We start from the raw sequence: 17,928 nt of genomic DNA, 5'->3' as shown, positions 1-17,928 counted from the left end.
TGGATAGCGCTTCCAATCAAGACCAGGGGGCGGAAACGGTCGAGGGCGGTCCTTATTCCGAACCGCCCTCGTGTGCTGTGCGCAGGACGTGGGCTACACCTGCCCGCGCCCGTCCACTGGTGGAGGGGATTCGGCGGCCGGTGGCCTCTTCGCCCAGGCCAGGCCGGACCTGGGTCCACCGCCCGCAGCCCTGTGACTCCGGCAGTAGAGGTGAAGGGGAAGGGTCCCTGTGGTGGCAGCGGGCAAGGGCCGGGAGCAGGGTGGAGGAATGACTGCGCCCGTCACCGAGAACGGGAGGCGCCCGCCGGCACTCGGCAACGGCGAGACGACGGCCGCCACCTGCGCCCGTAGCCAGCGCTTTTGTCCCGGGCCTCGGACGGGCAGCAGTCGGCGTCTTGCTGATCGACACCGAGCTGCTGTCCGAAGCCATTGATATCCGACGCGGGAAACGCCTCCCGAACTGCCAGAGAAGCGCTGCTCCTCGTCATCGACAGAGCCACCAGATCCTCGGCATCGCCTACAGCGACCGCGACGTGGTCGAGCTGCGGCCCCTCTTGGTCCTCGGGGCCACCGCCTGCGGCGCGGCGCGGTCGGCTGCGCAGCGCGCTGGCCGGTGAGAGGCGCGTCGGCCGCAAGGAGGCGCAGCGAGGGCCATGCGCGGCGGCGTGGTCTTGAGGAAGGCGAGCGGTGCTGCGCTTTGCTCTACTCTCCGGCCCCACGCGAGACGTCGGGCCAGTCGCGGGGCGGGCGGGGTGTAGCTGGCCGTACGCGCTGCAGTACCAGCCCAGCCACGGTTGGTTGGGCTTGCCGGTGTGGTGGTTCAGAGGAGGCCGAGGGCTTGAGCGATCTGTTGGCTCGGCCAGAAGAGGAAGGAAGGAGCCCAGAAGAACGGGACGACGACTCCCGAAACCATCGCGAGAACGCACCCAATGAGGAGCACTGCGATGGATCTCTCCGTGGGGAGCGGGGTGGGTAGGCAGTCGATGACCCCACCGAGGAACATCCCCAGGAAGCAGAGCGGCGCCGCCCAGATGAGATCGCGCAAGCGGGACCCGGGATCGGCAACCCCGGCTGCTGCGGTGACTCCAATGACGCCCGTCATGATGAAGGTCCATGCGAGGGCACGCCTATCACGACGTACCGGCCGACGATCCGGGCCGCGGTGTCCTGAGCAGGAGGGGCAGAAGGTGCTGGCGCGGATTGTTCGGCGGGGCGGTCCTTCTTGCCGGGGGTCTTGGCAGCGGTCGGGGAGGTTCGGGCGGGAGTGACGGCACCAGGGATCTTGTCGGGGCCGCTGGAGCCCCGGTCACAGCCGTCTCTTTGAGGCGGGCCGCGCCTTGGGCGAGGATGGCGTCGACGCTGGTGTCCATGAACGACACCGCCGGAGTCGTGCTGTCGAGCAGCTTCGTGTTCTGCGCACGCAGCACACTGACTTCCCGGAGCAGCATGGCTGCTTGTTCGGTCTGCTCGGTGAGTTCGGCTTCAGGCTGCCGGGTGTACTTCTGCGTCTGGCGGAGCTGGTCGCGCTGGCGGGCGGCCAACTCGGCCAGTTCACTTTCCCTGCTTTCCGAGGCCTGGGCTCGCTCACGTGCCTGGAACAACTCCTGAAAGAGGCCGGCGGCCTCTTCTTCGACCGCTGCCAGCCGTCTCCCGCTCAAGTCCTGCGCCTGCTTGAGCTCGGTGAGTTCCTCACGGAGCTGCGCGAGCTGCACCGAGGGCGATCCGCTCGCCCGGTGGGTGTCACCGCACAGTTCGATCAGCCGTTCGCACTCCGCGGCGGTCAGCGGATGGCCCTGGTCGGCGAGGCCTCATGGAGTCGTGCCACGAAGGACCGCTCGGCCAGGCGCTCACCGCTCAAGTGCCGAGACATCGCCGCACGGCACACGTAGCAGTTCGACGCGAGGGCGGCCTGGGTCCGGGCCGCCGTCCCTGCACGGCTTGGGTGCCCCACGAGTGCGGCCGCGTAGACCGTGGCCGCCGATTGTGGCCCCCCGTTCATGCCCCGCCCCGTTCCCCGAGCAAGCGGCGCCCGCGGGGCCGTGCGGAGCAACACGTGTGGCCTGCGGGCACCCCGCGACGAAAGGGCACGCGGCGCGGTCGGCGGCACCGAGAAGGCGCCGGCCGGTGCGTGCGGGGGACGGGTCCCAGCGGGTCGGTTCGTCCCGGGGGAGTCGGGGCGCCCGGCCGACGGTGCTGCCCTGACCGGTATGACCTCAGCCCCCGGGGAAAGGAGACTGACATTCCCCACCCCAGGCAAGAGGAGTCCACCGATGGCAGCCGACGACATGGAGCACCCCGAGGAGGCGTGGTGGCGGTCCGCGGTGGTCTACCAGGTCTATCCGCGCAGCTTCGCCGACTCCGACGGTGACGGCGTCGGCGACCTGGACGGCCTCACCGGACGCCTGGACCATCTGTCCGGGCTCGGCGTCGACGTGCTCTGGCTGTCACCCGTCAACCCGTCCCCGCAGGCCGACAACGGGTACGACATCAGCGACTACCAGGACATCGACCCCGTCTTCGGTGACCTGGCGGCCTTCGACCGGCTGCTGGGCGCCGTGCACGAGCGCGGGATGAAACTCGTCATGGACCTGGTCGTCAACCACACCTCCGACGAGCATCCGTGGTTCCAGGAGTCACGCGACCCGGCGAGCCCGAAGCGCGACTGGTACTGGTGGCGCCCGCCACATGAGGGACGCGAACCCAACAACTGGGGCTCCTTCTTCTCCGGTTCCGCCTGGGAGCTGGACGCGGCGAGCGACGCGTACTACCTCCATCTCTTCTCGCCGAAGCAGCCCGACCTCAACTGGGAGAACCCCCGGATGCGTCGGGCCGTGTACGCGATGATGCGCTGGTGGCTGGACCGGGGAGTGGACGGCTTCCGGATGGACGTCGTCAACCTCATCTCCAAGGACCCCGCCCTGCCCGACGGCGAGGTGCACGGACAGGGGCCGTACGGTGACGGCTCGCCCTACTTCGTCTGCGGACCCCGCATACACGACTACCTCCAGGAGATGCACCGCGAGGTGATCGCCCGCTACCCGGGCCGGCTGCTGACCGTCGGGGAGATGCCCGGGGTGACGGTCGAGCAGGCCCGCCTGTTCACCGACCCGGTGCGTGCCGAGCTCGACATGGTCTTCCAGTTCGAGCACGTGGGGCTCGACCACGGGCGGGGCAAGTTCGATCCCCGCCCGCTGCGGCTCACCGACCTCAAGGCCTCGCTCGGCCGCTGGCAGTCCGGCCTCGCCGACGTCGGGTGGAACAGCCTGTACTGGAACAACCACGACCAGCCCCGGGTGGTCTCCCGGTTCGGTGACGACCGACCGAGCCACCGGACCCGGTCCGCGACGATGCTCGCGACCGTGCTCCACCTGCACCGGGGCACGCCGTACGTCTACCAGGGCGAGGAACTCGGCATGGCCAACGCGCCCTTGCGTACAATCGAGGACTTCAGGGACATCGAGTCCCTGAACCACTACACGGAGGCACTGCGCGCGGGGGCGGAACCCGAAGACGTCCTCCCGGGACTACGGGCGATGGGCCGCGACAACGCCCGTACACCCATGCAGTGGGACGCGTCCCCGCATGCGGGGTTCACCACAGGCACCCCGTGGATCCCCGTCAACCCGGACCACACCGAGGTCAACGCCGAAGCGGCCCTCGCGGATCCCGACTCCGTCTACCACCACTACCGTCGGCTGATCGCCCTCCGGCACCAGGAACCGGCCGTCGTGCACGGCGACTTCACGATGCTGCTGCCGGACGACGAGCGGATCTACGCGTTCACCCGCCGGTACGGCCGCACGGTGCTCCTGGTCGTCGGGAACTTCACCGGCGACACGGCCTCCGCCGTGATGCCCGCCGGATGGGACGGCGCCGAACTCGTCATGGGCAACGGTCCGTCGGTCCCCCCGCGGTCCGGCCGCCTGGTGCTCGCCCCGTGGGAGGCGCGGGTGCACCGGCGCGACGACTGAACCTAGCGGGCGGGGACGGCGACCGATGATCCCTCTTGTGCCGGGTACGCGGATCCCATGACCGTCTATGGATTCCACGCCTCCCATGAACAAGTACCTCCCGCCGACCTGCTGGCAGCCGTCGTGCGCGCGGAAGGCGCGGGCTTCACCGCCGCGATGTGCTCGGACCACTTCTCACCGTGGAGCGTCAGGCAGGGTGAGTCCGGCTTCGCCTGGTCCTGGCTCGGCGCGGCGCTCCAGGCCACCGACAGGATCCCCTTCGGAGTGGTGAACGCCCCGGGCCAGCGCTACCATCCGGCGGTCGTCGCGCAGGCGATCGGCAGCCTCGCCGCGATGTACCCAGGCCGCTTCTGGGCGGCGCTGGGAAGCGGTGAGGCGTCCAACGAGCACATAACCGGCGACCGTTGGCCGCGTAAGGACGTCCGGAACGCGAGGCTGCGCGAGTGCGTCGACATCATCCGGGCGCTGCTGCGCGGCGAGGAGGTGAGCCACGACGGGCTGGTGACCGTGGACCGGGCCAGGTTGTGGACCCGTCCGGAGACGGTGCCACCGTTGGTGGGGGCCGCGTGCAGCGAGGCGACCGCGCGGTGGTGCGCGGAGTGGGCGGACGGCCTGATCACGGTGAACGCGCCGCGCGAGACACTGCGCCGGATCGTGGACGCCTACCGTTCGGCGGGCGGCGTCGGCCGGCTGCACCTCCAGGTGCACCTCAGCTGGGCCGCCGACCTGGAAACCGCCCAGGAACTCGCCCACGACCAGTGGCGTACCAACGTGCACGGGCCGCCGGCTAGCTGGGACCTCGACTCTGCCGAGCTGTTCGACAACGTCAGCGAGCACGTCTCCCCGGACAGGGTCGCGGAGTCCGTCAACATCTCCGACGATCTCGGCCGGCACGCGGCCTGGCTCCAGGACTACGCCGACCTCGGCTTCGACGCCGTCGTGCTGCATCATGTCGGCAAGGAGCAGAGTGCCTTCATCGACGCGTTCGGCGCGAAGGTGCTGCCGCAGCTGGATGTCACCCGGCCCCCGGCCGCGGTCGCGGAGGGTGTTCGATGAGGCTGACCCGCACCTCCGACCTGTGGTGGAAGAACGCGGTCGTCTACTGCCTGGACGTGGAGACGTACCAGGACTCCGACGGCGACGGCACCGGCGACTTCGCGGGCCTGACCCAGCGGATCGACCACCTGGTGCGCCTCGGCGTCACCTGCGTGTGGCTGATGCCGTTCTACCCGACGCGGGAGCGCGACGACGGCTACGACATCACCGACTTCTACGCCGTCGATCCCCGGCTCGGCACGCTGGGCGACTTCACCGAGTTCGTGCGCACCGCCCGCGACCGGGGCATCCGGGTCATCGCCGACCTGGTCGTCAACCACACCTCCGACCACCATCCGTGGTTCCAGGACGCCCGCTCCAGCCGCACGTCGAAGCACCGCGACTGGTACGTCTGGTGCGACAGCCCGCCGGAGGACGGCCCCGAGGGTGTGGTCTTCCCCGACGTCGAGAACAGCGTCTGGGAGTACGACGAGACCACCGAGCAGTACTACCTGCACCGGTTCTACAAGCAGCAGCCCGACCTCAACGTCGCCAACCCGGCGGTCCGTGACGAGATAGCGCGCATCATGGGCTTCTGGACGCAGCTCGGACTGTCGGGGTTCCGGGTCGACGCGGTGCCGTTCCTGCTGGAGACCGACGGCCAGGAGGACGCGGACCAGCTGCCCGACCCGCACGAGTACCTCGCCGACCTGCGGGCCTTCCTCGGACGTCGCAGCGGTGACGCGGTGCTGCTGGGCGAGGTGAACCTGCCCTACCCGGACACCGCGAAGTTCTTCGGCGACTCGGAGTCCTCCCGCGGTGACGAGCTGACCATGTGCTTCGACTTCATCGGTATGCAGCAGATGTACCTGTCGATGGCGCGGGGCGAGGCGGCCCCTCTGGCGGCGGCTCTCCGGGAGCGCCCCGCGGCGCCCCGCGACGCGCACTGGGCGACGTTCGTCCGCAACCACGACGAGCTCACGCTCGACAAACTCGACGACGACGAGCGCGCCGAGGTCTTCGCCGCCTTCGGCCCCGACAAGGACATGCAGCTCTACGACCGGGGCCTGCGCCGCCGCCTGCCGCCGATGGTCGACGGCGACCGGCGGCGCGTGGACCTGGCGTACAGCCTGCTCTTCTCCCTGCCCGGCACACCGGTGCTGTTCTACGGCGAGGAGATCGGCATGGGCGAGAACCTCGCCGCCGAGGGCCGGCAGGCTGTCCGCACCCCGATGCAGTGGACGCCCGACAAGAGTGGCGGTTTCACCGCGGGGGAGGGAGTGGAGCTGCCCAATCCCGTCGTGACGGGTGCGTTCGGCCCGACCAAGGTCAACGCGCACGACCAGGCGCACGACCCGGCTTCGCCGCTGGGACGGATGCGGACGCTGATCGAACGCTACCGGGAGACCCCCGAGCTGGCCTGGGGCGACTACCGGGTCATCGACGCGGACGATCCGGGCGTGCTGGTCCACCTCAGTTCGCTGGAGGGCGGCGCGGTGCTCGTGCTGCACAATTTCTCCGAGCGGTCCGTCACCGCCTCCGTCGAGGTCCCGGGACTGAGGGGCGGCCGGCTGCTCACCGATGTCTTCACCGGTGACACCCTCAAGTCGGCGGCCGCCGGCCTCGTCGATGTCGCGCTGGACCCGTACGGCTACCGGTGGCTGAGGGTCAACACCCCCCTTGACGACCCGGATCGGGCGACAGCGGTGTGATCCGACGCGCGCGAGGTGTCCGGCCGCACGAAGTGGGCCGGACACCTCACGCGCGATGGTCGTCCCGCCGGCTAAGGCGCGTCGACCAGAGTGCGGCCGTCGGCGGGAACGAGCGAGGCGAGGCCACCGGCGTAGGCGGACTCGACGCGGGATCGTTCAGTCGCGTTCGGAACCGCGTTCGTGCAACTGGTGCCCGCGGCCGATCCTGACATCAGCTGGGAGCACGGGCCGGGCTTGGTGTCGGGCAGGCCCAGGCTGTGCCCCATCTCGTGAGTGGCGATGCGGGTCTTGTCATAGCCCTGGGACACCGCCTGGCTGCCGAGTTCGACACGCACCTGGCCACCCGGGCGCACCGGTCCGAGTGTTGCCTGAGGCCAGCCACTGGTGGCGACGATCTGGATTTCTGCCCGGGTGCCGGGTGCGGCTTCGACGAGCCTGACGTTGCTGACGTTCCGGTTCCACGAGGCGACTCCGGCGGCGATCGCCGCTTCCCAGCCGCCTGCGCGGCTGTCGTCGTAGTGGAGTGTCACCACGGCAGCCACGCTTGTTACTGCGGTCAACTCCGGTGCGGGTGCGGCGTGGGCTGCTGTTGCTGTGGCCAGGGCGACCGCGAAGGCGGCGCCGGCCGCCTTCAGCCATGAGGAGTGCGGCATTGCTGTCCCTTCACTCGTGGGGGACTCGGCTCGCTCCGAACCGAGAGCGGAGAGGTGCCGCGACAGGCGGAGTGGCCGGGCGCAGGTTCTCCGGGGGCCTCAGAACTATGCCCATCGCTCCGCACTTATCATGCCCCTGTCATTAAGAGAGGGCCGGAAAGGAGCGGTGCGGACCACTCGCGCTGTGTGAGACGCCGCTCATGACCACACGTGAAGGCGGCCCGTGCGGCCACACGCCCGACGAAGTCCCGACGATGCGGCGTTACCCTGCACGGACGATTCGTTCCGCCTCGCCTGACCCACCGCCTGACCCTGGCCGTAGCCCCACGCCCCGCCCCCTCGGCATGGTCTGCCGAGGGGGCGGGGCGTGACCTGTGCAGGTCTCCTGTGTGGTGGAGGACTACGGTGCGGGCTCGTACGTGACGGTGGTGCCGTTGCAGTTCTCGGCCGGGCCTGTTGTGGTTCGACCGTGAGCGAGGCAGCTCCTGGACGGAGATCGCCCAGTACCTGGGCATCAGTCCAGCAGAAGCGGAAAAGCGCTTCACCGCGAACCTGGACGGCTGGAACGCGGCCTTCGAGGTGCCCTACCAGCTCGACGACACCGGCCGAAGGCGCATACCCCAGCTGCCCACGGCAGCGTATGACCCCGCTTGGGCGTGCGACCGGCTCGACACCTGGGCCGGGAACCGGCTCATTCTCGTCAACGACGAGCGTCCCGTCAGCTCAGGTCTGGTCATGGCTTTGTCAGAGGAGTAACACCCCACCCCCGGTCACCCCGCAGCGTCTTCCTGCCCTACGGGGAGGGCGACGGACGCGTCGAAGGCCACCCACTTCTGGAGGCAGTGCCGGAGCTGGCCGAGCATGCGGTCGAACAGGTGCCGCAGGGCTTGGGCATACCAGTCTCCGGCCTAGTCCTTACGGGGCCCCTTCCCCTCACCCGGGGGCCGTCCGCCCCCCATTCCCTGCCGGGGAGGGGCGCTGCGGCGCTCCTCGACGTCGCGGCGGGCCCATACCCGGAGGCTGTAGACGGTCGTGCCTGCCGGGTGGTAGCCCTGGGTCGCGTAGGCGCGGACGGTGCTCGGCGCGACACCGAGCAGGGCGGCGGCTTCCTCGTCGTTGAGGAGGTCGTCGGGGTGTTCTCCGGGGGGCAGGGCGGGGAGGGGGCGGCCTTCGAGGTGGGATGGGCCTGGGCCTGGGCGAGTGTCCAGCTCATCATCGATATCCTCCATCGACGGCTCCTGGACCACAGACACCAGAGCGACAGGCTCCTCAGAACCGGCGAGCAGCCCAACCCTCTGCTGCAGCTCCTCAATTTCCCGCCGCGCTTGCAGAGCATCCCGTGCCAACGCCTGCTGCGCCTGCTCAGCCGTGTACCGGCGCCGCTTAGCCTTGTCCAGCTCGGTCTCGGTCCGCTCGAGCCGGCGACGCGCCCTCTCCAACTGAACCTGCGCTTCGGCCCGGCGCAGCTCGTGGGCACGCTGCCATTCCGCGGTCAGCGCCTGGACTTTCTCCTGCATCAGTGCCGCCATCGGGATCAGCAGACTGACCAGGTTCGCCGACTTGCTCGCCTTCGCCTGCGCCCGGGCCTGGCCTTCCAGCGCGTTACTCAGTCGACGATGCAGACCAACGAGCTCCCCACCATCCGATGCCGATCGCTCCCGTCGGGCCTCCGCCTCCGCTTCCTTCCACAGCTGTAACGCGTCGACCGTGGCCCTCGCCAGTACTCGACGGTCACTGATCAGCTCCTCGAGCACCTCCCCGAGAAGCTTCCTCGGTATGAGCTTCGAACCGTTCAGGAACAAGGCCCACGTCGAGGCGCTCGCACTGCCCGGGAAACGCTCCGGCCACGTTGCGGTCTTGAGCGCGTTGCGATCACCAAGCGCACACAGGTAACCGGCCAACTCATTGGCCTTCGCCCCGCCCTTGAATTCCCGCTGTCGTCCCGGCCCGCCCATGCTGCCCCCGTTGTCCCGCCCAGACCTGCCTTTGTCCGGGCCTCACGTCCCTCCGCCTGCACCTCTGAGGTGACGCCTCACGGCCAATCAGATCAGTTACAACACTGGGGCCTTCCACCGCTTCACCACATTCACCGGGAGTAGGCCATGCCCCAGTTCGCCCTGTACGACTTCCTGCTCCACAACGTTCTCGGGAACCTCGTTGCCGCACTGGTGCTGGCCGGTGGAGGGGTTCTCGTCAAGAGGATCCGCCACCGCAGCCCGTCCGTAGACGAGGCACCTGCGGCAGAGAGCGCTCAGCCTGACATCTCGCAGGGCTAGTGCCGTCGCCGACACCGCGACGTATGGAGGCTTCGCCAGCCGAGTGGCTCTCCACGTGCGCTCCACTACTCACCACGGTCGGACAGCCGATACCGACGCGAGCCATGCCGAGCCCATCGGTGCCGTCCCTGCCGCCTGAGAGTGTGACGCTGCCCGTCGAGCAGAGGTGTGGCCCCACCCGCCGCGGTACGTATGGATGCGCGGGGACATGGCCGTGGCCGACGTGCCCGCCTTCGGCGGGGGCACCCAGCCGCACATCGGATGCCCCTCGCGGTCGCACATTGCGGGTTACCGCAGACGATGGGGGCTGGTGATCTGACAGGCCTTGATGTCGGGTTCAACCGACGTGACGTCGCAACCCGGAAGAGATGCGCAGGTCGAGGCCGAGGGTCTCGGCCAACCGCAGATCTGTTTTCAGGCAACTTCGTGGAACGGAGTGATGCTGGAGTGACTACTGAGAGTTGCTGTTCATGGCAGTGGGGGAGTGGGACATGTGGAGGATGGGAGTCCCATTTCTGTGGCTGATGGGGTGTCAGTGCCCTGAGTGGACTGCGAGGCGGAAGGCAGCTCATGCCCCTTGCGCATCGTCGAACGGTCACCTCTGTATCTGCTGGCGCGCCTCTTGCGGGCCGCTTGGCTGCTCCTAAGCGGAGCGGTCCGAGGGAGGCGGAAGCCGGTCAGGCCGGCCGCCGGCGGGGCGGGGATTCTGAGGGGGTGGGTTGATCTTTGTCGCGCTGGGATCTTGGGGTCCGGTCACGGAGCGTGTATCGGTTGAGAGCGCCGCGCTCGAACAAACTTTCTGGTGTGGGTGCAGTGCGTTGGCTTACGGTCACGATGCGATTGCGAACGACATCGATATGCACCGGGCTGACTGGCTGGGTGCGATGAGGGGGATCTATGCGTACGTCTCGGATTGCAGCTGTCGCGGTGAGCACCGCGGTCGTCGGAGTGCTGGGAATCGCGCCGGCGTTCGCGCAGGGCGGGTACACCAGCAGCATCAGCGGGTGGCTGCCGGGGAAGGAGTCGAACCACTGGACGGACGGCAACTCGGACAGTGTCTCGACCAGCGTCAAGTTCTCCGGCTGCTCCGTGGACAACGGCCGGTTCACCTACGCGGGGCTCCAGCTGAAGAAGGAGCGCTCCGGCCTGCCCGACACCGTTGTCAACAGGGACAACAACTACTGTGACACGTCGAGCTTCGGCGACAAGGCGGCCGGCAAGTACTACTTCAACTACTCGAGCCTGAACGGGCAGGACTCCGTGTCCGCCTATCTCAGCGTCTCCACGGTCACTGTGCGCTACTGACCGGTTCGCGACGTTGCGGGGTGTGTGGTTGCAACCACACACCCCGCAACGTCGTCTGGGCCTGTAGTCATCACTCACCTGGGGTTTTGCGTGCCACTGCACTACACGGACTGTTCCTTTGCCTACCGGGCCGGCACTCCTGTGCTTGACAGCCTGACGATGGACTTCCCGCAAGGTTGCACTGTCCTCCTCGGTCCGAACGGGGCGGGGAAGTCGACACTGCTCTCGCTGGGGGCGTCTTCCCTGAACCCCGTGTCGGGGCGCGTCACGCTGGGGCGCCTGGACAGCGTCCGGCGGCGGGACCGTCGGGCTTTCCGGCAGAAGGTGGGCTGGCTGCCGCAGGAAGTGAAGGCCATCCCGGCCCTGACGGTGCGTGAGCAGGCAGCGTACGTGGGCTGGCTGAAGGGCCTGTCCAAGCGGGAGGCCTGGGACCGCTCGGCCACCGCGCTGGACAGGGTCCGCCTTACGGAACTGGGCCAGCGCAAGAGCCATGAACTGTCCGGCGGGCAACTTCGCCGCCTGGGTATCGCGCAGACGCTGGTGCACCAGGCCGAGTTGGTTCTCCTGGACGAGCCCACCGCAGGACTCGACCCTGTCCAGCGCGGTGTCTTCCGGGACCTGCTCGCCGGACTGAGCAGCTCGGTGCACTTCATCGTTTCCACGCACCAGACCGAGGACCTCGCCGACATCTACGAGACCGTCATCGTCTTCGACCGGGGCCGGCCAGTGTTCCGAGGGCCGGTGAGTGACTTCTTCTCCACCGCCCCCGCCGGTACCCCGTACGAGCGGCGTGCGGAGAGCGCGTACCGCGGCCTGGTCCGAGGGGAGCTCTGAACCGTGCGTATCTCGACACTTCTGCGCTCGGGCCCCGCAGCATGGGCTGCCCTGGTCCTGGTTCCCGTACTGGTGTGGTTCAGCGCCCAGAACACCGAGTCCACCATCGCCTACTGGCCTTCCATCAGCTCCCAGACCACCATCGTCGTCGGCTTCATCAGCGCCGCGTGCGGGGCGGGAGCGGCATGGGAAGCAGCCCGGCTCAAACAGGGCGGGATCACGGTGCTGGCCCCGGCCCGCGGGTTGCTCAGCGTGGCGGTCCTGCACCTCGGCCCCGTCGCCGTACTCGGCCTGATCGCGATGATCGCCCCCTTCGCCGTCATCGTGACATCGGTGGCCTCCACCCCCGGTTTCCCGAACCCGACGATCCTTGCCGTCTCCTACAGCGTGATCCTGGCCCACATCGCTCTGGGCTGGTTCGCCGGCGCCCGCATGCCGAAACTCCTCGGCGCCGCCACCATGCTGATCCTCGGATACCTCTGGGGATTCTGGCCGGCTGCTCTGGGGGGTCTGCCCTGGCTGCGCCACCTCAACGGACAAGGCGTCACCGAGTGCTGCGGGCTGGACCAGGAACCCTCCATCCGCAGCCTGGCAGCCACCGCCACCTTCTCCCTCGCGATCGTGGCGGCCGTCGTCCTCAGCTCAGCGCTCCGCCACCGCCTCTGGCGCCCCCTGCTGTCCCTGACCGGGTTCACCGTGGCCACCGCTGTGGCGCTCACCCTGGCCGTTCCTCTGGACTTCCAGGGCACCCAGGCCCGCGACACCGCCCTGCGCACCTGTACAGGACAGACACCGCAGATCTGCCTGTGGCCTGAGCAGAACACCCGACGAGCAGACATCAGCCACTGGGCCGAGGAAACCACCGCCCAACTGGCAGCCGTCGGCGTCACCCCAGCCCGGCAGGTCGAGTTCGGAGACCCCCAGCCCGGCAAGACCAATGTCGCCTCGAACATCGCCACAAGCCCACTGCCCAACGAAGCACCCCCGTGCGCCCTTCGCCAAGGCGCCGCCTACCCCGGCGACGAAGCCATGATCGCCATATACGCCTGGCTCTCCCTCACCGGCGGCGTCCCCAAGAGCGACCTTGCCCAGCGCTGGCCCCACGAAGCCATCACCCTCGCCGAACAGATCCGTTCCCTACCCACACAAGCCCAGCACGCCTGGTACGAACGCAACATGCGCTCCGTCCACGACTGCAAAGTCCTGCCCGACCTGGCACCCGCCTCCTACACCAAGGCAGCCACATCGTGAACTGGTGGCACCGCGCACACGCCACACCCCTCACCACAGCAGTGCTCATCGTCACCATGCTGCTGGTACCACTCCTGGGCGGCTCCGCCCTGCCGATCCCCTCCCTGCTTGCCGGGATGAGCGCGGGAATCCCCATCGCCCTCGTACTACCCGCCATCCCCGCAGCCTTCACTCTCTACGCGCTCAACCGGGTTCCACGCCTCTACGACACCACCGCAGTCCGCCCCGTAGCCCGATATCAGGCCGGCGTGCTGACAGCAGCTGCCCTGCTGGCCACCATCCTCGGCCTTGGCGCCGCCTACGCGGCGGACTCACCCATGTCCCTCGCCGCGGCCAGGAATCTCCTCGGATACCTGGGCACCGGGCTCATCGTCCAATATCTCGCCGGCCAAGTGTACGGCCCCCTGACCGTCGCCCTTGTGCCCGTTGTCTGTGCACTCATCGGCCTCGGTCCAGGAGGACGCCCCTTCCCCTGGACCTGGCCACTGCACGAAGCGAGCTCCCCTATCGCCGCCACAGCCTCCCTGCTCCTGCTCACCGCAGGAACCGCGGCAACGACACTTCTTGCGCCTCGACGCGCTGCGTCGCGACCGGCAGCAGCCTGACCGGCCATGCCGCAACAGAGGCGCGAAGAGCCAGCAAGGACGACGCCCGCGGGCTCCATGAAGGAAGCCTGAATACTCAGCGGATAGAACGTCGCGGAGCGCCTGGAGCATCAGACGCTCCACGCCTGATTTCCGCTGCCAGAGCGTCGATGCGCGTCGCGACGGGCGGCCCGGCGCGCTTGAGGCGTTCTTCCTGTGACCTGGATCCGGTATGCGGCCGGCTGCGCGATCCGCGCAATGTCCCCACGGTGCCCTTCAAAGCGCACCGAGTGGGTGCGCACTTTGCGCAGTGCAAGCGGGGAGGTCGGGTGCGCGGCCGGTGATCGTTGGAGTCAGTCGTCGGGGGTGCTGTTGCTGGCGCCGCATGACCAGCAGTCCCATTCGCTGGGTACTTCGTAGTGCGTGGTGGTCCAGAATCCTTTGGGCCGGCCCTGGATGACGTTGGTCTCCCAGCATCTCCAGCAGTTGAACTCGAAGTCCTCCATGAGCCCAGGATGGCTTCCGCAGCAGTGCACCTGGACTCGATTGCCGAACCTGGCGAGAAGACAGCGGCGCGCTCTCAACGGATGCGGGTGGCGGTGCTCCCCCCGGCCCACGGAGGCGCCCTCCTCTCTTCGTGGTGTGAGTCGGTTGCCGGGTTCGGCCTTGGCGGGGGAGCACGGGGTGCTGGCCCGCCAAGGCTGGGGTGTGGTCAGGGGCCGCGGTGGCGGCGGATGAGGTCGATGACTTCGTTCAGGAGGCTGGTCGCGGCGTCTCGGCGGGCCTGGTGGCGGGACCAGACGGCGGGGAGCATGACTCCCAGGTAGATGAGCAGGAAGCGCAGGACATACAGCGCGAGGGCGACGATGCTCGTGATTCCTGCTGTCTCCACTGCGGTTGTGAGTAGCTCGAGCATCGTTTCTCCCGTTTTCGGCTCGGACGGTCTTGTTGGGGAACAGACTGGGCGTTTCCGGGGCCGTGCCGGGAACTGGGTCACCTCAGGTTTTTGCAGGTCAGAGGTGTTCCACGGGGTGGTGCGGGAGATGTTTCAGGGGCTGGGTCACAGGGCCTGGTGCTCGGCGACCGACGGGCAGGTGGGGCGTGGACGAGATTTCTTCGGGGCGGGTGCCGGCGAGACGGATGACGACGGATCTCGTAGGGCAGGGCACTGCTTCGTCAGAGACGGCGGGGGCCGACAGCCTGCCTGGCGGGCTGAAACCGGAGGTGCGGGCCTGGGTCGTGCGTCTGCGGGAACTGGTGGAGAACACGGGGCTGTCCGCCCGTGCCTACTGCAAGCGCCATGACCTGGCGACCTCGACGATGTCCCGCTGGCGCAACGGCCGCACGATGCCCGGCGAACCGGTGGTGAGCACTCTCCTGGAGAACCAGCTCTCACAGCTGGCCCCGGAGCTGACCGCCCACACCTGGGCGCTGTGGGAAGCGGCCCTGCAGGTCTCCAGCCGGCACGAGTACGAGAAGCATCAGCTGCGCAGCTCGGTGAAGGCCGCTAGGCAGAAGATCTCTACTCTCTCCAGCTTCGTGGAGTCGCTCGAGCGTGATGTCCAGGAGCGGGAGCGCGACATCACGGACCTGAACCGGCGGGTCACCGAGTTGGCCGATGCGCTGAGCCATGAGGCGATACAGAACCACAACGAACGCGAGCACCTGCAGGCCGAGATCGCACAGCTGATCAGGGAGCGTGAGGAACTCAAGGCGTCCAACGACACGACGCTGCACAGCCTCAGTGATGCCGAGCGCGCCCGCGACCAAGCTCTCGGCCAGGCCCGCGAAGCCGGGGAGAGACTGCGGATCCTCGAGGAGGAAGCCGTCCTGCAGCTTGAGGCTTCCGACGCGGACGACCAGAACGCGGCCGCGGCAGCGGCTGAGGCCGCGGAGACGATCGAAGAGCTCGAATCCCGCATCACGCTGCTTCTCGCGGAGCGCACCGACAACGGGGTCCTGCGGGATGAGATCGGTAACCTGCAGTGGCGCGTCCGGAGCGCGGACATGCTCACCCAGGAGAGAGCCGAAGCCCTGTCCCGGTTGCAGGACCTCAGCACCGAGCACGTGACGCTCACCTCGCAGCTGTCCGCCCTCAAGCAGAAGCACAGCGTGCTGACCGGCGAGCACTACCTCCTGACGGGGCTCTATGAACAGCGCGCAGCCGAGATGGAGGCTCTGCGCAGTCAGTTGCAGGACCTGGAACACGCCCGTGACCAGACCGATGCGGCGAGTACCGAGCAGCTGGCCGCACATGAGAAGGAACGCACCGAACAAGCTGACAAGCTTGGCGAGCAGGAAAGGCAGATCCAGGAACTCAGCAACCGCAGGCCTCCTCCCCGGACCGCGCTGACCACCCTCCCGATTGTCGTGCTGCCGGCCCTGACGCTCCTCGCGCTTTTTTACAGTCTTGGCGTGGGAGGGGCCTACCTGGAGGCGGCGGTCACGGGACGGTCGTGGCAGGCGCCCGTGTACGTGCTCGGCACGTTCCTGGTGGGCGCAACAGCTCTGTGGGGATACACCCTTCTGTTGCGCCGGCACCGGCGCGTTTATGGTCTGGTCCGCAAGACCGACCGCTACACCGTCTTTCTGGCGCTGGCCATGCTCGGCGCATACGCCAGCGGTGATCTGCTTTTCGACCCGCTGCCTTACCTCCAAGACCTGGGCGATCTCATTCAGTCATCACTGCACACACGCTGATGGATCGCCAGGATTGTCTTGTCGCGAGCCTCGGCTCCGGCTCAGCCCGGTGGCAAGACGCTCAGTCCTGCCGCGCCAACGCTGCTGCCATCGAGTTCCTCCTGCATGTTCGGTGGTCAGGCCTTGAGAAGCCGTTTCTCACAGGAGGACGAAGCCCGCGTGACCAGACATCTGGCGCTCAAGATCGTCTGCCGAGGACGCGCCGTCCGAGGGCGCCGTGGCCGATGTTGGGGTGCCCGCCCGCACGGCGGACCCCCTACTGCGCACTGTGAAACAAAGGCGCGCTGTCGGACCCGCTCCGTACCCTGGCCTGAGGTACCTGAGACAGGAGGGCACGTGGCCCGCAGCGGAATCGACAAGCGTGAGATCGACAAGTGGGCGAGGAACATCGTCAAGGAGACCAACAAGAGCCTGGAGCGCGCTCAACGTCGGAACCCTCCTCGTGTCTCCGCCCAGATCGGTGCCACCGCTAACGGGGTCTCTGGCGGCGAGGTGACCGAGGGCCACGGCTATCTGGCCCGGCTGCTGCTGTGGCTGGACGGCTGCCAGAAGCAGAAGCCGTCGGGGTACATCGACGTCGCAGCCTTCCCTGAGGAGCTCCGGCTGGAGGACGAGGACCCGGTCATCCTGGCTCTCCAGCTCGACCAGCACGGCCTGGTGGAGATCCTCCGCTCCATGGGGCCCAGGTCTCATGTCCGTCTCACTGACGCTGGCCGCGTCGCCGCACTCCAACTGAGGGACCTGCAGAAGGACCGCGCCGCTCGCATCCGCCACACGAGGGATGCCTTGCTGCGATGGCTCTTCGACGCCGCCAGCGACCAGACGCCCGTCAACCCGGCTCTTTTCCTTGCGAGCTCCAGCTCCTACTTCGCTGGAACGGAGATCAGCGAAACCGATCTGCACCAAGCGCTCGCCTACCTGGCAGAGCACAACCTCATCGACTACAGCGCCACCGACCCGACCACGGTCGCCATCACACCTCAGGGCACGAGCTGCGCCCTGGCAGGAGGAAGCGTGCAGGACCACGTCAACCAGCCCCGCACCGGCACCACGTACTACAACTATCTGCCGAACGCCAAGGGCATCATCATCGGCGAGCAGCAGCACTTCACCCAGAACAACACCGACGGCATCGACCCGACGCTGTTCGTTCAGCTCGCCGGGTACATCGGCCAGGTCAGTCCCATCTTGGGCCTGCCCGATGAGGACCGCGCGGAGCTGGAGGGCGTCGCCCAGGACCTCCACGAAGAGGCGACCTCCGAGAACCCGGAGCCGGGCCGCCTCCGCCAGTTCGCCACCCAGCTCAAGGACAAGCTCCTGGAGGGCGCCACCACCATGGCGGCAACCCAGGGCATTCAGATGGCCGAGCAGGCCCTAGCCGCACTGGTCCAGTAGCTCGTCCAGCAACACCACGGGCCCCGGGGGATCAACCATGACATCCCCGGGGCCCGGTACGGTTCGCGCTGTCCAACGACTACGCGGCTCCGGCGTTACGTCGCGGCCAGCTCCGGAACTTCGAGAGCTTTGGGCACCTTGCGGGCCATCGCGGCGACCTGCCGCGGTAGGTAGCTTTCCATCGAGGCGACGTCGTCACACAGCTGTGCCTT

The 17,928-nt window shown here is 68.1% G+C and carries 16 protein-coding genes; 12 read left to right on the top strand and 4 right to left on the bottom strand.

Going from position 1 to position 17,928, the window contains the following annotated elements; all coding sequences use genetic code 11:
* The first annotated feature begins 395 nt into the window (after positions 1 to 395).
* Positions 396 to 617 carry a hypothetical protein gene (locus tag ACFUNE_RS33675; RefSeq protein WP_383575949.1) on the top strand — a complete coding sequence of 74 codons (222 nt, stop codon included), beginning with the start codon at positions 396 to 398 and terminating at the stop codon, positions 615 to 617.
* A gap of 513 nt (positions 618 to 1,130) precedes the next feature.
* Here ACFUNE_RS33675 and ACFUNE_RS33670 read toward each other — a convergent pair.
* Positions 1,131 to 1,712 (bottom strand): hypothetical protein, encoded by a 582-nt coding sequence (locus ACFUNE_RS33670; protein ID WP_383575946.1) that lies wholly within the window; start codon positions 1,710 to 1,712, stop codon positions 1,131 to 1,133.
* Between the two features lie 558 nt (positions 1,713 to 2,270).
* On the opposite strand from ACFUNE_RS33670, the gene ACFUNE_RS33665 reads away from it, so the two are divergent.
* The 3 genes from ACFUNE_RS33665 to ACFUNE_RS33655 are packed head-to-tail and all read left to right on the top strand — an operon-like array spanning position 2,271 to position 6,718.
* Entirely contained in the window at positions 2,271 to 3,971 is a 1,701-nt protein-coding gene (locus ACFUNE_RS33665) for an alpha-glucosidase (RefSeq protein ID WP_383575944.1), read from the top strand.
* A 57-nt stretch (positions 3,972 to 4,028) separates the two neighbouring features.
* The gene (locus ACFUNE_RS33660) at positions 4,029 to 5,027 is read left to right on the top strand and encodes a TIGR03885 family FMN-dependent LLM class oxidoreductase (protein ID WP_383575941.1); all 999 of its coding nucleotides are present in this window, start codon (positions 4,029 to 4,031) and stop codon (positions 5,025 to 5,027) included.
* Complete coding sequence (locus ACFUNE_RS33655) at positions 5,024 to 6,718, top strand: alpha-amylase family protein (protein WP_383575939.1); 1,695 nt, start codon at positions 5,024 to 5,026, stop codon at positions 6,716 to 6,718. The genes ACFUNE_RS33660 and ACFUNE_RS33655 overlap by 4 nt, the downstream gene beginning before the upstream one ends.
* Positions 6,719 to 6,789: 71 nt before the next feature.
* Here the strand turns inward: ACFUNE_RS33655 and ACFUNE_RS33650 are convergent, their stop codons facing one another.
* Positions 6,790 to 7,371, bottom strand: coding sequence for a snapalysin family zinc-dependent metalloprotease (locus tag ACFUNE_RS33650; protein WP_383575936.1), 582 nt, complete (start codon positions 7,369 to 7,371; stop codon positions 6,790 to 6,792).
* 456 nt (positions 7,372 to 7,827) lie between these two features.
* Here ACFUNE_RS33650 and ACFUNE_RS33645 point away from each other — a divergent pair, with 456 nt between their 5' ends.
* Positions 7,828 to 8,127, top strand: coding sequence for a hypothetical protein (locus tag ACFUNE_RS33645; protein ID WP_383575933.1), 300 nt, complete (start codon positions 7,828 to 7,830; stop codon positions 8,125 to 8,127).
* 152 nt (positions 8,128 to 8,279) lie between these two features.
* Here the strand turns inward: ACFUNE_RS33645 and ACFUNE_RS33640 are convergent, their stop codons facing one another.
* Positions 8,280 to 9,326, bottom strand: coding sequence for a hypothetical protein (locus tag ACFUNE_RS33640; protein WP_383575931.1), 1,047 nt, complete (start codon positions 9,324 to 9,326; stop codon positions 8,280 to 8,282).
* A gap of 147 nt (positions 9,327 to 9,473) precedes the next feature.
* On the opposite strand from ACFUNE_RS33640, the gene ACFUNE_RS33635 reads away from it, so the two are divergent.
* The 5 genes from ACFUNE_RS33635 (at position 9,474) to ACFUNE_RS33615 (ending at position 13,642) form a co-directional block, all read left to right on the top strand.
* Positions 9,474 to 9,647 carry a hypothetical protein gene (locus ACFUNE_RS33635; RefSeq protein WP_383575928.1) on the top strand — a complete coding sequence of 58 codons (174 nt, stop codon included), beginning with the start codon at positions 9,474 to 9,476 and terminating at the stop codon, positions 9,645 to 9,647.
* An 897-nt stretch (positions 9,648 to 10,544) separates the two neighbouring features.
* Positions 10,545 to 10,952 (top strand): hypothetical protein, encoded by a 408-nt coding sequence (locus ACFUNE_RS33630; protein ID WP_383575926.1) that lies wholly within the window; start codon positions 10,545 to 10,547, stop codon positions 10,950 to 10,952.
* A 159-nt stretch (positions 10,953 to 11,111) separates the two neighbouring features.
* Complete coding sequence (locus tag ACFUNE_RS33625) at positions 11,112 to 11,786, top strand: ATP-binding cassette domain-containing protein (protein ID WP_383575923.1); 675 nt, start codon at positions 11,112 to 11,114, stop codon at positions 11,784 to 11,786.
* Positions 11,787 to 11,789: 3 nt separating this feature from the next.
* Positions 11,790 to 13,037, top strand: a complete 1,248-nt coding sequence (locus ACFUNE_RS33620; RefSeq protein WP_383575920.1) for a hypothetical protein — start codon at positions 11,790 to 11,792, stop codon at positions 13,035 to 13,037.
* Entirely contained in the window at positions 13,034 to 13,642 is a 609-nt protein-coding gene (locus ACFUNE_RS33615; RefSeq protein WP_383575918.1) for a hypothetical protein, read from the top strand. Before ACFUNE_RS33620 ends, ACFUNE_RS33615 begins: the two co-directional genes overlap by 4 nt.
* Positions 13,643 to 14,333: 691 nt before the next feature.
* On the opposite strand, the gene ACFUNE_RS33610 is transcribed toward ACFUNE_RS33615, so the two are convergent.
* The gene (locus ACFUNE_RS33610) at positions 14,334 to 14,513 is read right to left on the bottom strand and encodes a hypothetical protein (protein WP_383575915.1); all 180 of its coding nucleotides are present in this window, start codon (positions 14,511 to 14,513) and stop codon (positions 14,334 to 14,336) included.
* A 209-nt stretch (positions 14,514 to 14,722) separates the two neighbouring features.
* On the opposite strand from ACFUNE_RS33610, the gene ACFUNE_RS33605 reads away from it, so the two are divergent.
* Together ACFUNE_RS33605 and ACFUNE_RS33600 are read left to right on the top strand one after the other, a co-directional pair.
* Positions 14,723 to 16,321, top strand: coding sequence for a hypothetical protein (locus tag ACFUNE_RS33605; RefSeq protein ID WP_383575912.1), 1,599 nt, complete (start codon positions 14,723 to 14,725; stop codon positions 16,319 to 16,321).
* A gap of 336 nt (positions 16,322 to 16,657) precedes the next feature.
* Positions 16,658 to 17,716 carry a hypothetical protein gene (locus ACFUNE_RS33600; protein WP_383575909.1) on the top strand — a complete coding sequence of 353 codons (1,059 nt, stop codon included), beginning with the start codon at positions 16,658 to 16,660 and terminating at the stop codon, positions 17,714 to 17,716.
* The last annotated feature ends 212 nt before the right edge of the window (positions 17,717 to 17,928 follow it).

It is taken from the genome of Streptomyces sp. NPDC057287, assembly GCF_042667905.1.
Lineage (GTDB): Bacteria > Actinomycetota > Actinomycetes > Streptomycetales > Streptomycetaceae > Streptomyces.
Note: the sequence above shows the minus strand (reverse complement) of the source record. Positions and strands in the feature narration are given on the sequence as shown.

Coding starts and splice junctions, on each gene's coding strand:
- ACFUNE_RS33665 (WP_383575944.1), top strand. CDS start 2,271: ATGGCAGCCGACGACATGGAGCACCCCGAGGAGGCGTGGTGGCGGTCC.
- ACFUNE_RS33660 (WP_383575941.1), top strand. CDS start 4,029: ATGACCGTCTATGGATTCCACGCCTCCCATGAACAAGTACCTCCCGCC.
- ACFUNE_RS33655 (WP_383575939.1), top strand. CDS start 5,024: ATGAGGCTGACCCGCACCTCCGACCTGTGGTGGAAGAACGCGGTCGTC.
- ACFUNE_RS33650 (WP_383575936.1), bottom strand. CDS start 7,371: ATGCCGCACTCCTCATGGCTGAAGGCGGCCGGCGCCGCCTTCGCGGTC.
- ACFUNE_RS33640 (WP_383575931.1), bottom strand. CDS start 9,326: ATGGGCGGGCCGGGACGACAGCGGGAATTCAAGGGCGGGGCGAAGGCC.
- ACFUNE_RS33635 (WP_383575928.1), top strand. CDS start 9,474: ATGCCCCAGTTCGCCCTGTACGACTTCCTGCTCCACAACGTTCTCGGG.
- ACFUNE_RS33630 (WP_383575926.1), top strand. CDS start 10,545: ATGCGTACGTCTCGGATTGCAGCTGTCGCGGTGAGCACCGCGGTCGTC.
- ACFUNE_RS33625 (WP_383575923.1), top strand. CDS start 11,112: ATGGACTTCCCGCAAGGTTGCACTGTCCTCCTCGGTCCGAACGGGGCG.